The organism is Streptococcus mitis (genome assembly GCF_016658865.1).
GTDB lineage: Bacteria > Bacillota > Bacilli > Lactobacillales > Streptococcaceae > Streptococcus > Streptococcus mitis_BT.
In genome coordinates this window covers 667682-681776 of record NZ_CP067992.1, presented here as the reverse complement: position 1 = coordinate 681776, position 14095 = coordinate 667682, and the positions used below count along the sequence as shown (strand labels likewise).

Annotated in this window: 10 protein-coding genes and 1 pseudogene; 1 reads left to right on the top strand and 10 read right to left on the bottom strand. The window is 40.6% G+C overall.

Annotated features, from left to right (window positions below; all coding sequences use genetic code 11):
* Position 1: 1 nt before the first annotated feature.
* The 8 genes from JJN14_RS03405 to JJN14_RS03370 all read right to left on the bottom strand — a co-directional run bounded on the left by JJN14_RS03405 (position 2) and on the right by JJN14_RS03370 (position 7693).
* Positions 2-1402 carry a bifunctional Cof-type HAD-IIB family hydrolase/peptidylprolyl isomerase gene (locus JJN14_RS03405; RefSeq protein ID WP_201058911.1) on the bottom strand — a complete coding sequence of 467 codons (1401 nt, stop codon included), beginning with the start codon at positions 1400-1402 and terminating at the stop codon, positions 2-4.
* Positions 1403-1481: 79 nt separating this feature from the next.
* Positions 1482-1985, bottom strand: a complete 504-nt coding sequence (locus JJN14_RS03400) for a GNAT family N-acetyltransferase (RefSeq protein ID WP_201058910.1) — start codon at positions 1983-1985, stop codon at positions 1482-1484.
* A gap of 171 nt (positions 1986-2156) precedes the next feature.
* A complete protein-coding gene (gene rpsR / locus JJN14_RS03395; RefSeq protein ID WP_000068664.1) occupies positions 2157-2396 on the bottom strand; it encodes a 30S ribosomal protein S18 in 240 nt (79 codons plus the stop codon).
* Positions 2397-2427: 31 nt separating this feature from the next.
* On the bottom strand, positions 2428-2898 hold the full coding sequence (gene ssbA, locus JJN14_RS03390; protein WP_004269791.1) for a single-stranded DNA-binding protein SsbA: 471 nt from the start codon (positions 2896-2898) through the stop codon (positions 2428-2430).
* Positions 2899-2909: 11 nt separating this feature from the next.
* Positions 2910-3200 carry a 30S ribosomal protein S6 gene (gene rpsF, locus JJN14_RS03385; RefSeq protein ID WP_001151778.1) on the bottom strand — a complete coding sequence of 97 codons (291 nt, stop codon included), beginning with the start codon at positions 3198-3200 and terminating at the stop codon, positions 2910-2912.
* A 219-nt stretch (positions 3201-3419) separates the two neighbouring features.
* Positions 3420-3974: a DJ-1 family glyoxalase III gene (locus JJN14_RS03380; RefSeq protein ID WP_201058909.1), complete on the bottom strand. Its 555-nt coding sequence runs from the start codon at positions 3972-3974 to the stop codon at positions 3420-3422.
* 10 nt (positions 3975-3984) lie between these two features.
* Complete coding sequence (locus tag JJN14_RS03375) at positions 3985-5208, bottom strand: FtsW/RodA/SpoVE family cell cycle protein (protein ID WP_061590331.1); 1224 nt, start codon at positions 5206-5208, stop codon at positions 3985-3987.
* Positions 5209-5212: 4 nt separating this feature from the next.
* Positions 5213-7693, bottom strand: a complete 2481-nt coding sequence (locus JJN14_RS03370; RefSeq protein ID WP_322107906.1) for a bifunctional DnaQ family exonuclease/ATP-dependent helicase — start codon at positions 7691-7693, stop codon at positions 5213-5215.
* A gap of 123 nt (positions 7694-7816) precedes the next feature.
* On the opposite strand from JJN14_RS03370, the gene JJN14_RS03365 reads away from it, so the two are divergent.
* Positions 7817-8002, top strand: a complete 186-nt coding sequence (locus tag JJN14_RS03365; RefSeq protein ID WP_001068558.1) for a hypothetical protein — start codon at positions 7817-7819, stop codon at positions 8000-8002.
* A 24-nt stretch (positions 8003-8026) separates the two neighbouring features.
* On the opposite strand, the gene JJN14_RS03360 is transcribed toward JJN14_RS03365, so the two are convergent.
* Together JJN14_RS03360 and JJN14_RS03355 are read right to left on the bottom strand one after the other, a co-directional pair.
* Positions 8027-8878, bottom strand: a complete 852-nt coding sequence (locus tag JJN14_RS03360) for an NAD(P)H-hydrate dehydratase (protein ID WP_201058907.1) — start codon at positions 8876-8878, stop codon at positions 8027-8029.
* A 249-nt stretch (positions 8879-9127) separates the two neighbouring features.
* Positions 9128-13861, bottom strand: a pseudogene (locus JJN14_RS03355) (SIALI-17 repeat-containing surface protein); the annotation flags it as partial.
* Positions 13862-14095: the final 234 nt, after the last annotated feature.

Here is a 14095-nt window from a genome sequence, read left to right as displayed (position 1 = left end):
CTTAGTCCTCGATTTCAATTGTTTCAATCACGACATCTTCAACTGGCTTGTCCATAGCCCCTGTCTCAACAGCAGCAATGGCATCTAAAACAGCGTAAGAAGCTTCATCAGCTAGCTGACCAAATACAGTGTGACGGCGGTCTAGATGAGGAGTTCCACCTTGGTTGGCATAGATTTCCGCAATCGGTTCTGGCCAACCACCACGAGCAATTTCTTTCTTAGAATAAGGCAAATGTTGATTTTGCACAATAAAGAACTGGCTACCGTTGGTATTTGGACCAGCATTGGCCATAGAAAGGGCACCACGGACATTGTAAAGTTCTTCTGAGAATTCATCCTCAAATGATTCGCCGTAGATTGACTCGCCACCCATACCAGTACCAGTTGGGTCTCCACCTTGAATCATAAAGTCCTTGATAATACGATGGAAAATGACACCATCATAGTAACCATCTTTTGAAAGAGCAACAAAGTTAGCCACTGTTTTAGGAGCATGTTCAGGGAAAAGCTTGATACGCAAGTCTCCGTGATTGGTCTTAATGGTCGCAAGAGGACCTTCTACTGTTTCAATGTCTACTTGTGGAAAATGCAATTCTTTTTCTACCATACCAAATCCTTCTAAGGCATCAAAAATGCCATCTTCTTCTAATGTTTTTGTAATATAATCTGCTTTTTCTTTGATGTTATCATGAGAAATTCCCATTGCAACGCTGATTCCAGCATAATCAAAGAGTTCCAAGTCGTTAAGTCCATCTCCAAAGACCATGACGTTCTCTGGTTTCAAGTTAAGGTGTTCCACAACCTTTTCCACCCCCGTCGCTTTGGAGCCTGAAATCGGCACAATATCAGACGAATGTTGATGCCAACGAACCATGCGAAGTTTGTCAGAGAGACTGTCAGGTAAGTGCAAGTCATCTCCTTTATCTTCAAAGGTCCACATTTGATAGATGTCTTCTTTCTCATGGAAATCAGGATCTACATCTAAATCGGGGTAAATTGGATTGATAGCCTCACTAATCATATCGGTGCGAGTCGACAACTTGGCATCATGACTCCCAACCAAGCCATACTCAATTCCTTCTTGCTTAGCCCAAAAGATATACTCCTCAACATCTGACTTCTCAATCTGATGCTGATAAATGACCTGACCTTTTTTATCTTCAATATAGGCACCATTTAAGGTCACAAAAAAGTCAGGCTTGAGCTCACGAATTTCTGGCACAACACCAAAAATCCCTCGTCCAGAAGCAATACCTGTCAAGATTCCTTTCTCACGTAATTGCTTAAAAACAGTTGGGATTGAAGCTGGAATAAAACCTGTCTTTGAATTCCGCAATGTATCATCAATATCAAAAAAGATAATCTTTATCTTCTTTGCCTTGTATCTTAATTTCGCATCCATCTCACTACCTCTTTCAATCTAACTCTTTCCATTATACCATAAAGTAGCTAAATCCCCTATTTTCAAAAAGTTTCCAGTTTTATTGTAAGTCCTTGGATAAGTATAAAACTAAATCATCATCATTTTGACAACTTGCACCCATTTCTAGCGGTTTATTTCTATACCAGACACCTGTCCCATCTGGAATGTAGCCCCGTCTGATATACAATCTCTGGGCAGGACCATACCCCAAGTGCAAACCTACACCAAGAGTGACCTTACTCGAAACAAACTTGACTCGTTTTTCTGCTTCTTCTAGCAGTTGATTCCCAATCCCTTGATTTCGAAAAGGCTCAAACACATTAAAATCTGATAATTCTGGATAGACTTCTGCAAAAGGACCATGTTTAGCAGAGGGCAAAATGGTAATGTAGCCCGCTACAGCACCATCAATCTCTGCAACTAAAACTTCTCTCTCCCCACTTTCCTGTTCCAGGAAATATCTAGCCAAAATTTCCTCTCTACCAGTCCAACCTTGATTCATAAATCCATGAGACAAGGATTCAATATCAGACTTAATCATATTTCTAATCGTACAATTCATCTTTGACTTACCCACCTTTACTCTTTCTATTACCATTATAGCACGCCAAGGTCAGAAAAAACTATCTCGTGAAAAAGAGGTCCACTGGCCCCCAACTCGCTCTCTCATTTCTAGGCTCGTGAAAAAAAGACCCAACCGGGTCTGAAAAAGAGGTCCACCCGGACCTCTTTTTTAATCTTCGTTTACGAAAGGCATCAAAGCCATTACGCGAGCGCGTTTGATAGCTGTTGTTACTTTACGTTGGTTTTTAGCTGAAGTTCCTGTTACACGACGAGGAAGGATTTTCCCACGTTCTGAAACGAAACGGCTAAGAAGCTCAGTATCTTTGTAATCAACATATTCAATTTTGTTTGCTGCGATGTAATCAACTTTTTTACGGCGTTTGAATCCGCCACGACGTTGTTGAGCCATGTTTTTTCTCCTTTATAATTTTAGTTGTCCATTAGAATGGTAAATCATCATCTGAAATATCCAACGGATTTGTTGCTCCAAATGGATTTTCATCACGTGAAAAGTCTGGTACTGAATTTGTAGGTGCTGAATAGTTTGCAGTTGGTGCAGAATAAGCTCCACCTGTGTGACCCTCACGCACACTACGGCTTTCCAACATTTGGAAATTCTCAGCCACGACCTCTGTCACGTAGACACGTTGTCCTTGCTGGTTATCGTAACTACGAGTCTGGATACGACCTGTCACCCCGATAAGTGAGCCTTTTTTAGCCCAGTTAGCAAGGTTTTCAGCCTGTTGGCGCCACATAACGACATTGATAAAATCAGTCTCACGTTCGCCATTTTGACTCTTAAATGTACGGTTTACTGCAAGAGTAAAAGTCGCAACTGCTACATTTGATGGGGTATAACGCAACTCAGCGTCACGTGTCATACGCCCTACAAGTACAACATTGTTAATCATAGTTTACCTTCTTACGCGTCAGTTTTGACGATCATGTGACGAAGAATGTCAGCGTTGATTTTTGAAAGACGGTCAAACTCTTTAAGAGCTGCATCGTCGTTTGCTTCAACGTTAACGATGTGGTAAAGTCCTTCACGGAAATCTTTGATTTCGTATGCAAGACGGCGTTTTTCCCAAGATTTTGATTCAACAACAGTTGCACCGTTGTCAGTCAAAATAGAGTCAAAACGTGCTACCAAAGCGTTTTTAGCTTCTTCTTCAATGTTTGGACGAATAATATAAAGAATTTCGTATTTAGCCATTGATATGTTCCTCCTTTTGGTCTAATGACCCCAAGACTTTACAAGGGGTAAGTGAGGTTCGCTCACAATAAACTATTATACTAGAAAACATTTTTTTACGCAAGTAAAAACACCGAAATAAAAAAAGAAGATGACGAATCATCTTCTCAAAAAATACAACTCTATAGAGAGTGATTAATATTTTAGTATTTATCAAACTATAGAGATTATGGATCCGTTTTATTGATTTTTACCAAAGACATCTCGATAGAGCATTCCTGTTCGTAAACTCTCTGCATCTCCTCCTAATTGCTCTACCAGCTCGTAGGCAAAGGCAAGGGCTGTTGAAGGGCCTCGACTGGTTGTCAAATGACCATCTACCACTACTGTTTCCTTGACGTAGTGACCATCAAGAATTTGCTCTTGAACGCCATCGTAGCAAGTAAACTTCTTGTTTTTCAATACTCCTGCTTGATTGAGGGCAATTGGAGCTGCACAAATGGCTGCCAGTTTCTTCCCTTCTTGCTCGAAATTTTGCAATTCTTGAATCAAAGCCTGGTTATCACGTAAATGTGCAGAACCAGGCATTCCTCCAGGAAGGACAACCATATCATAGTCTGATAAATCACCATCAAAGACACGATCTGCTCTTACTTGGATTGCATGCGAACCAGTCACTTGCTCTTCAAACCCAACCATATCACAAGTGATATTTGCCCGACGCAAAACATCCACAACTGTGAAAGCTTCAATTTCTTCAAAGCCCTGAGCTAACATAACTGCTACTTTAACCATGATTTTCTCCTTATTTGATTTGTTTTAATACAACCTTTTTCCGCTTGAATGGGACTTTTCCGCTCTTTTCTTCAGCTAGATTGGTCTGGTAACTCATAGATAAAAGTAAGCCCACACCAATCAGATTACTGATAATAGCCGATCCCCCTTGAGAAATGAAAGGCAAGGGAATCCCCGTCAAGGGAAGCAAGCCCGTCACAGCACCGATATTCTCAAAGATATGGAAGAGTAACATCATGATCAAACCTGTGGAAATATAGGTGTAGAACTGATTATTTGATTTAAGAGTAATCTTCAACATACGATAAATCAGCATGAGATAAAGGGCGATAACAAGGACAGAGCCAATAAAGCCAAAATCTTCTGCAATGACCGTGAAAATCATATCCGACTCTCTAACTGGAATAAGCAGATTAGAAGCATTAAATCCTTGACCAAACAAACCACCACTCCCAATCGCAATCTGCCCTTGAGCCTGTTGGTAAGTGGTTGTTTGGGCAAAGTCAAAAGGATTGAGCCAAGCCAAAATACGGTTGATTTGGTAGGTCGGCATTCCCAGTTGATGGAGAAAAGCTCGGCCGTCCTTGCTGATAAAAATAGCTAAGAAACCTGCAATTCCTGTTACAGCAGTCACAAATACTGGGATAATAATTTTCCAAGAAACCCCCGATAATAAAACGATTCCTGAGAAAATGGCTACAAAAACCAAAGCCGTCCCTAAGTCACTTTGAAGTGCCAAAAGAACTAGGACTGGAATGGTAAAGACAATCATCCAAAAAATTAATAAAAAGTCCAGCGGAACTGTGCGTCTCCATTCCTTATGTTTCTTTGTAAATTGGACAATGACACGGGCCAACATGAGGATATAGGATATCTTCATAAATTCTGACGGCTGGAACAAGGTAACACCATTTACCGATACCCAGTTTTTGGCACCCGTTGATGCAACTAAACTTGGATTATAAAAGACGATAGGTAAGACCATAAGTCCCAAGCCTAAAATATATAGAAAGGGTGTCACCTTCCAAAGAAATTCTGTATTGAAGAGCATGACCACAAAACCAATTACAAGTCCCAAGGCAATCCAAGCGACCTGCTGCCCTAAAATGGGCAAAATATTATTTGGATAATCATGACTAACGGCAATATAAATAGCCACCACACCGATAACTAGTAGGAAAAATACTGGCAGGAGCAAACTATAATCGACTCTAGAGTCGAGAGAACGTTTCATATATTCACCTTTTCTCTTTCTTAGATTTTTCATTTTTGTTGTTTTGGAGGAAATCAATGACAGCAGAGGTAATCTGTTTTCTATTCACCTCTTTGATAGTTCTTTCCTTCGCTAGAGCTTGTCTAATCTGTTTCCCATATCGTTTATGAACAACTCGACTATCCAGTATCACAGCAATGGAAGCTTGTTCCTCTTTTCTAATTGTTCTACCCAAAGCCTGTTTGAGACGAATAATGGCCATTGGCAACTGATAATCATAGAAAGGATTCTTCCCTTCCTGACGCAATTCATGATTTAATTTTCGTGTTAAAGGTTCTTGGGGATTTTGGAAAGGCAATCGAGGAATTACTTGAATAACGCAAGGATGGGTAGAAAAATCAACCCCCTCCCAGAAACTTCCTGTTCCAAGTAATATTTGTCGCTCTCCTTTTTCAAAACGTTTCTTCAGCTGACTGGGTTCCCCATTTTTATATTGGGCTAAATGAGGATGGTCTAGTAAATCTGACACTGCTAACAGTAATTCTTTAGACGTAAATAAAACAAGCAAAGGCTCTTGAAACGCCTGTAAGGAATGGATAACTGATGTAACCTCTTCTGCATAATCTAAAGGAGAATGTTCAGTTACTAAAGGAAAATCATTTACTAATAAAACTTCTTGTTGCTTCTGTTGTAAAGATTCAACTGTAATAAGTGGGGCTTCCGTAAATCCTAATAAGTCCGCTAACGAAACTCTATTACTGATTTCAAGAGTGGCAGATACGCCAAGCACTCTGCAATCTTCTGGCAATAAATCTGCTAGTAGAAAGCGACCTTTTTTACTTGAACAAATTAACACATCCTTACTAGACTTCTCAGCAGTTGCCAGCCAAAATTCACGGTCGGATGTAAAAAAGCGCGTCATATCTCTATACTCAGGAAGATTTAACTCAGAAAAATGCTGGCGTAAGTTTTCAAGAGAATCCAACCACTTGTCATTCTTAAGTCCTGAGTAAAACTGATCTATCAAATAGTGGCATTCAAACCCGATACTCTCAAGCAACCGTCTCTGAATAAGATCTTTTTCTGTTTCCAAGGACTTTTGAACTTGTGTTACTAAAGACTCGAGGAGATAAGACTCTTGGGCGAGGTTTTCAAGAGCAAGCAGCATTTTTTGAGCTTCATCTATGATTACCAAGCGATTGTTGACAAACTCTGGATCATCCTCTAAACGTGTTACCAGATAAGCGTGATTGGTTAACAAAAGGCGACTCGATTTAGCTCTATCTTGACTGCGTTGCCAGAAATCCTCAGTAATAAATAAACTTTTTCGTGAAAGTTTTCCATCATGGACAAGTTCAGGTAGAAAATGCTGATAACGATACAGCTGCCCGATTTCATCTAAGTCACCTGTTTCTGTCTCTGTTAACCAAATCAAGACTTGCATTTTAAAGCGTGTGAATAGGCGGTTGGACTCTGGCCTATGGAGTATCTTATAGAAATTATCGAGCTTCAAATAATTTTGAGGTCCCTTAAGACTATGAATATCAATATGAAAAGTATCTTTTAATCGACTTCCTTCTTCTTGAATAATTTGATTTTGAAGGATTTTGGTAGGAACACTAACAAGGATGCCCCCTTCACTTTCCATGCTCAAAGCCGGCAGCATGTAACCATAAGTCTTTCCAAGTCCCGTTTGGGCTTGAATAAACGCGGTTTTCTGTTCCTTTAATAACTGCTCAACTTTTTCTGCAAATTCAACTTGCTGAGGACGTTCATCCAAGCCTAACAAGGACATATTTTTAGTAAAATCCTTAGATAGCTTACGTGGTTTTAAAGACTGACTTTTCTTTCTTAGAAAGAGTCCATGGAACTCCATCAAATCGTGAGAAGAAAGGAGGGACTGGCTCTGATATACTTCTTCAATCACTAAATAAGTTTCATAAAGGAGGTTATCCGCAAGATTTAACAACGTTTCTAACAGTCCTTTTGGTAACTGAAAAAGTTTTTGACGCATAAAAAGCAAAAGCTCTGCTGTTGCTTGTGCATCAGAGAGAGCGGTGTGGGCATGGTCTAACTTAATCCCTAACTCTTGACAGAGAATGCCGAGATTGTACTTTTCAAACTGAGGGTACAAAACCTGTGCTAACTCAACGGTATCCACTCGTGGAGTTCTCAATTCATAACCTTCAAAGAATAGGTACTCTGCTAGAAGATTTGCATCAAACTGTACATTGTGCGCGACAAAAACACCATTCTTGACCAGCTCAAAAATCCTTCCAGCTACCTGTGAAAACTCTGGAGCAACTGCCAACCGTTGATCAGTTAAACCTGTCAATTCTTTTATATGAGAATCCAAGGGCTCATGAGGATTGATGTCAGTCCCATACTGATCGACGATTTCACCATTTTCAATCACCACAATACCCACTTGAATAATTTTTGCCTTGCTTCCGGTGCTAGTGGCCTCTAAATCAACAACCACATACCGATCATTTCTCGAATTCATCATTAAAAATTATATCAAAAAAAGCCCTGTTTGACACCCCTCAACTTTGATATAAAAATCTCTTTGCTTGAAAAAATTTTTATAAAATGTTTGAATAGTATTATACAGAAAAGGAGACATAAGATGAACCCATTAGATTTGTTTAATCAAGTAAAAGAGCTAATCGAAACAAAAGATTTCGAAGCTGCAAAAACATTTGTTGCAGAAAATCAAGAACAGCTTGGAGAATACTTCTCTCAAGCTCAGCAGTTGATTTCTGGTTCTGAAGGTCTAGATGGCCTCGTTGGAAAGATTAAAGGATTTTTCTAAAAAATACAAAGGCGCCTGAAACCATCAGGTGCCTTTTTGAGATATTTTTTTCATTATTTTGGGCAGATAAGAGCTGATTTCCGTCGGCAAGACAACATAATGTTCTTGAGATAGTTCTTGTGCTATTGCTGAATGAAGATGGGTTGCTACTGCCACACGTTCGTAGAGACTGGCCTGTCGAAATTGGCCTGCAAATCCTGCAATCATTCCAGCCAGTGTATCTCCCGTTCCCCCAGTCGCCTGATAGGGACCGCCAACCTGTAACTGGTAAAAATCAGATTGACCAACTTGCCAAATACGAGTGGCTGGACCTTTCTCCACCAAAATTGTTCCTTGAGGGAAAGAAGTCAGGGCACTAGCTGTTGCATCTTCGTTTTGCTTTTCAATAGCAATACCAGATAGCTTTTCCCATTCTTTTTGGTGGGGAGTTAGGATAAGCTTACTGGAAGGAAATGACAATCTTGTTCTGGCAAGAATAGCCAAGGCCCCTCCATCTACAATCAAAATCTGATTTTGGCTTAAATTAGTAAAGACTTGTTTCACTAGTTCTTCTCCAAAAGCATTGTCCCGTAAACCAGGTCCCACTAAGACAACTTCTGCCCTCTCCAACTGCTCTTTTAACAGTTGCTGGTCTTGAAGAGCAAAGGCCATAGCCTCAGGTAAATGACTGTGCAAAGCTGGGATATTTCCCCTATCTGTTCCAACAGTCACCAATCCTGCACCGCTTTTTACAGCTGCCAAGGCAGCCATGATGATAGCTCCACCATAAGGATAGGTCCCACCTAACAAAAGCAGACGACCATAGTCTCCTTTATGACTTGTACGAGAACGTTCAATAATGACTTTTTCTAGTAAGGCTTGATCAATCACTTTCATCGTTTTTTTCCTCTCTGTTCATTATACTATAAAGTTTATTAGACTTGCATCTTAAACATAAATCTATTCCTTCATATAGAAAAAGAGGGGACAAAGCCCCTCTACTCTCCTTTCGTCCCAACACGAAAGTAAACAATTCCATTTTTACTAGTAAAGACGGAGAGGCCTAATCGGTCCTCTCCATCTATTCGACTCATTTATCGATTCATTTTTTATCTTCTACCAATCTATACAAATAGAATGGTATTACTAATCCTCTTTGCGTTTTGCAGTTAATAAAGCTGCTGATAAGGCCAAGGTAACACCTGCCAAGAAAATAGCTGTTTCTGACTGTTTTTCACCAGTCTCTGGCAATCTCTTGTCTTCCTTAGCAACTTGAACTGGTGCTTCTGGAGTCTGAGATTTTTCTAACGAACTTAGCTTAAATTCTGGTTTTTCTACTGTCGGAGCTGGTTGGTCACCTACGGTTGATAATGGGCCTGTGTAGGCTGGTAGCTCATGTTTCAAGGCCATAACTGAGTTAACTCCACCCTTGAACTCTGGTTTCTCTACTGTCGGAGCTGGTTGGTCACCTACGGTTGACAATGGACCTGTGTACTCTGGTAGTTCGTGTTTCAAGGCCATAACTGAGTTGACTCCACCCTTGAACTCTGGTTTCTCTACTGTTGGAGCGGCTTGGTCGCCTACTGTTGCTACTGGGCCTGTGTACTCTGGTAGTTCATGTTTCAAAGCCATAACTGAGTTGACTCCACCCTGAAACTCTGGTTTCTCTACTGTCGGTGCAGCTTGGTCACCTACGGTTGATAATGGACCTGTGTAGGCTGGTAGCTCATGTACCAAAGCTTCAACTGCATTTACACCACCTGTAAATTCAGGTACCTCAAGCACTGGTGCTGGTTCTTCACCCTTGCTTGATTGAACAGGTTCTTCTGTCAATTCTTGATAGAAGCTCGCCAATTCATAAAACTCAGCCTTGCCACCTTCCCAGACCAGTTTAACATCTAGAAGAGAACCACCATTTCGGATAGCAAAGGTTTGGAGACTAGATGTAATGGCACCAAGATCTGTCCAACTTTCTTGTCCATCCTTAAGTGTTCTCGCTTGAACTCGTGCTTTCGCTCCTTCAGGAAGGCTTGAAACGAGACGAAGATGGTTAGCATTGGTTGGTTCAGACAAGTGATAAATCATTTCTCCCTTATCTTGTTCTGCTTTGTAGCTAGTCAAAACTTTTCCATCTACGAGATTAGTATAGAAGTTACCTCGGCTTTCGCCACCGTTTCCTTCTACAGTTGGATCATTGATTGGTTTGACAAATTCGCCATCATTGATCACCAATTCTGTAAATCCTACAAAACGAGCATCATAGTCAGCTGTATAGAGGACACGAAGATAGTTTGCTTTGACTGGTGTCGTCAATTCACCCTCGATGTAACGATTTCCTGGCATCTTAGAATCATGTGTCCAACCATCTGTCAATGAATCATCGTGTGTACTATTGGCTACACCATCTCCCACTGTCACAACATCCGTCCAAGTTTTACCGTCTTGGCTGACTTGAATTTTACCATCACGAAGATAGTTTTGAGTTCCGTCTTGGATGTAGGCTCTGATCTTCTTGATAGTGCGTTCGCTACCAAGTTTCAAGGTTACATGGCCATCTTTATGGGCATAGTCTGAAAACTCAACAAAGTTGTTGTACACACCATCAAACAATTGATCTAGGTTATTAATCTTACGAACATCATTACTTCCATATGTTGGATGAATGCCCATAGTTGTAGATTCTAGTTTGGTTGGTTGCACTTCTTTAGTCGTTACAAGGAGAGAAGTTGATGGAACAGCCTGTTCTTGGTCTGTTTTATTAACAAGACGAACATAACGTACCAAGTGGGTTGCGACAGATCTGTCTGTCAGCTGACTAGCTGGTGTCCATTCTTGCGCATTTACAGAGTACTCTAGACTTAGGGCTGGGTTGGCCTGGCCTTGGAGCTGGATGCTCTTGACTTGATGGATTCGGTCAAGCTTCATACCTAAATAGCTATGAGCAGGAAGTTTAGTTCCAGCTGGAATTTGAAGCTCGTAACTGCCCAAGCTATCCACTACTGGTGTTTCCTTCAAGGCATCCACGTTGGTGTCTGTTAAGTCAAGATTTGGACTATCTACATCCACTCTAAATTCCGCAATTCTCCACCACTTATTTAAGGTTTGTGTATTGCGAATGCGAACAAAACGAGTTGTAAATTCTTGCACGATATCAGAAGTTCGTTGCCCTGATAAATTTTGAAGCGTTGTCCAATCTGTACCATCTGCAGAATATTCGATGACACCAGATGCTAGTTTGTCTCGTTCTCCTTGCATCAGATGAACTCGTTTTACTTTATGAAGTCCACCTAAGTCCATTTGTACCCAGGCTTGCGCTGGTGTGACATTGGTCTGATCAACATGTGCCATCATGGATTCTGTGTTTTCTCGACCATCTTGCATCTGAACAACACTTGTTCCATATTTGTAAACAAGGTTTGGACTTAAACTAATAGTGCCACTAACTTTCTTACTACCCAATTCTAGGGGTCTATTTACAGCTATTTCACGCATGGCGAGCCAAGCATTATCCTTCTTAGCTGTTGCTATCATACGAACAGCTTGAGCTGTGATATCGAGGTCATTAAATTCCAGAATGCGTTCTCGACCAGTATATGCAGGGCTCGTTATGGCTACCCATTCTCCTTTTTCATTTTGATATTCCACAACTGCATTACTAAAGGTATAGTTATCGGCCGTATTAGTACCCGTAGCGAAACCTAATTTGTGTATTTTAATCGCCTTATTAAAGCGTAAGCCTACATAATCACCTCTCTCAATTACAATGGTTGTTTTGGCAATCACATGTGTATCAAAGTCACCATCTGTGACTTCTTTCAATCCGCCTTCTATTCCAGCACGATTCGTAATAAATGTTGTCACAAATTTATCTGGATTCAACATTGCTTGAATATGTAAGGCTAAGTATTCTTTGAGATTATTGATAAATGGTCGAATATGTTGGACACCAAATTCTGCGTATTCATAATGGTCAACGTAAAAGAAGGCATGTTTAACTGACTGATCATAATGTTTGACTCCTGCCTGATAGTACTCCCATACCTTGGCATCATTCTTTTCAGTAAGACCTTCTGTAGCTGTTAGGAAAGCTTCAAGCGCGTTCATTTGATCTACTGTATTATCTAACCAATAGTGAATTTGTTCGATTAATTTCTGATCGCCTTTTTCTTTAAGTAGAAGAGCATTGGCTTTCAAACCAGCAAAAATGTCCCTCAACTCTTTTCTTTCAGAATCCAGATTTTGACCAGATTTGAGTTTGTTATAGAATTCTGTCAATTTTGGAGCCAATTTTACAGACTCTTCTAATTTAGTGACATGGGGAGGTCTATTTTGATTGCGCATGTGTTTTCCGAGTTCTCGAAAAGCCTTTGAAACACTGCTTTCTTCAAAATGATCGTTGACTACATAGTTAAAGGCCATATCGTTGATTTGTTCAGCTTCTTCTGCACTTCTCCATTGCTTCCATCCATACTGAGCCATATCAAAAAGTGCCACTTTAGATGCTTCAGATTGTTGCATTGGATTTAGCATAATTCCTTGTGCAAGCGATAAATCAACATTTGGATGTAAGAATTTTTCACCACCTCCAAGAATTAGGTGGGGTTTTGTATTGTCATTACATGGCCAGTTAATCCAGAACTGAATTGGACGGTAAGTCTTACCGCCTTCTGTTAAATTTTTCTTTAAGTTCGTTAAGAATGCTTGGTCAACAGCCCCCCAGACCTTTCCACCAGTAAGAGTTAAATGAACATTTTCAGGAAGATGTTCATTCAAGGTCCGAAGTTCAGCTTCAGTTCCTTGCCCCATGTACCAGGCAGGAACAAAAATCATATCTTTACGGAGACCACTGTATATTGTTTGTTTTTCAGTCAACCAATTTGTGATATCCTTCATCAAGCGAACATAACTATGGTAACCACCAACTGGGCTTGGTGCATCATCTGCAAGCACACCAAATTCACGCACTCCCACGTCCAACAACTGAGTAAACTTAGCCTTTATGGTTGCAAGGTCAGCCTGGTAATGCGCTTCATTGCCAAAGCGGATACGATTGTTCATAAATGGATGAATGGTCCAAACATAACGTGTTTTCGTTTGATTACCGACACGTGCAAGTTCTCGGATTTCAGCTAGTTTTTCTTCTGGGTAAAGTTCACGCCATTTCTTATTATGGTATGGATCATCTTTTGGTGCGAAATAGTATTGAGTTAACTTCAATTCACTTCCATAACGCATCAATTCTTTACGATTTTCATTAGACCATGGATTTCCATAGTAACCTTCGATGAAACCACGGTTCTTGATTTCAGCGTAATCTTCCACTGTCACATTGCGAAGAACTGGAACTTGACTTTCCTTGAGCATGTGTTTCAAAGTTGTCAAACCATAGAAGACTGCATCTGTGTCTTTTCCGACGATGGAAATTGAGTTGTCCTTGATGGTCAGAGCATAAGCATCAATTTTGTCAAAGAGACCTGCTGAAACGTTAGATAAGTTTTGTTCTGCTTGTGTTCCTCGTCCATGCACTCTAAGAAAGATGTTGGTTGCGCCAGCGATTGCCTCCTTACCAGTTGTATAAGATACTTGATTGTCCTGTAAGATACTCTTCAAGCGATTACGAGTATAGAGATCGAGTTGTTCTCCCATGACCAGATTCACTTGTTTACGAAGGGCTGTGACACCTTCGCCATAGGTCACTTTTTGTGGAGTTGAGAAAACCTTGTACTCTTTCTTAAGATAGTCATCGCTCTTGCTGGCAGCCACAATACTATCTTCGCTAGCTGCTTTACTTGCAGTGAATCGATCCGCCAATTCAACTGTTCCATCACCTGTTTGCTCTACTTTTGGTTTTTCAGGTGTAGTTGGTTGACTTGGTTTAGCGATTTCTTTATCATTTTGTCCTCCACTCATGGCTTCAGACGGTTTTGTTTCATTCTCTGGAGTTCCAGATGCGTCAACTGGTTTAGGATTATTTATCGAATCGGTAGAGCCAATCGCTCCTGCAGTTTCTCCATTTCCAACTGTCGAGCTGCCTTCCTTCCCAGTATTTTCTTCTGCTTTCTTCAAAACTGCCGCAAGTTCATCAGGTAACTTTTCCAGTGGCTGAGCTTGAGT

Bases quoted from the DNA above. Each gene is read 5' to 3' on its own strand.
- JJN14_RS03360 (WP_201058907.1), bottom strand. From the start codon at position 8,878: ATGAAAGTGATTGATCAAGCCTTACTAGAAAAAGTCATTATTGAACGT.
- JJN14_RS03400 (WP_201058910.1), bottom strand. From the start codon at position 1,985: ATGAATTGTACGATTAGAAATATGATTAAGTCTGATATTGAATCCTTG.
- ssbA (WP_004269791.1), bottom strand. From the start codon at position 2,898: ATGATTAACAATGTTGTACTTGTAGGGCGTATGACACGTGACGCTGAG.
- rpsR (WP_000068664.1), bottom strand. From the start codon at position 2,396: ATGGCTCAACAACGTCGTGGCGGATTCAAACGCCGTAAAAAAGTTGAT.
- JJN14_RS03365 (WP_001068558.1), top strand. From the start codon at position 7,817: ATGAACCCATTAGATTTGTTTAATCAAGTAAAAGAGCTAATCGAAACA.
- rpsF (WP_001151778.1), bottom strand. From the start codon at position 3,200: ATGGCTAAATACGAAATTCTTTATATTATTCGTCCAAACATTGAAGAA.
- JJN14_RS03375 (WP_061590331.1), bottom strand. From the start codon at position 5,208: ATGAAACGTTCTCTCGACTCTAGAGTCGATTATAGTTTGCTCCTGCCA.
- JJN14_RS03405 (WP_201058911.1), bottom strand. From the start codon at position 1,402: ATGGATGCGAAATTAAGATACAAGGCAAAGAAGATAAAGATTATCTTT.
- JJN14_RS03380 (WP_201058909.1), bottom strand. From the start codon at position 3,974: ATGGTTAAAGTAGCAGTTATGTTAGCTCAGGGCTTTGAAGAAATTGAA.
- JJN14_RS03370 (WP_322107906.1), bottom strand. From the start codon at position 7,693: ATGAATTCGAGAAATGATCGGTATGTGGTTGTTGATTTAGAGGCCACT.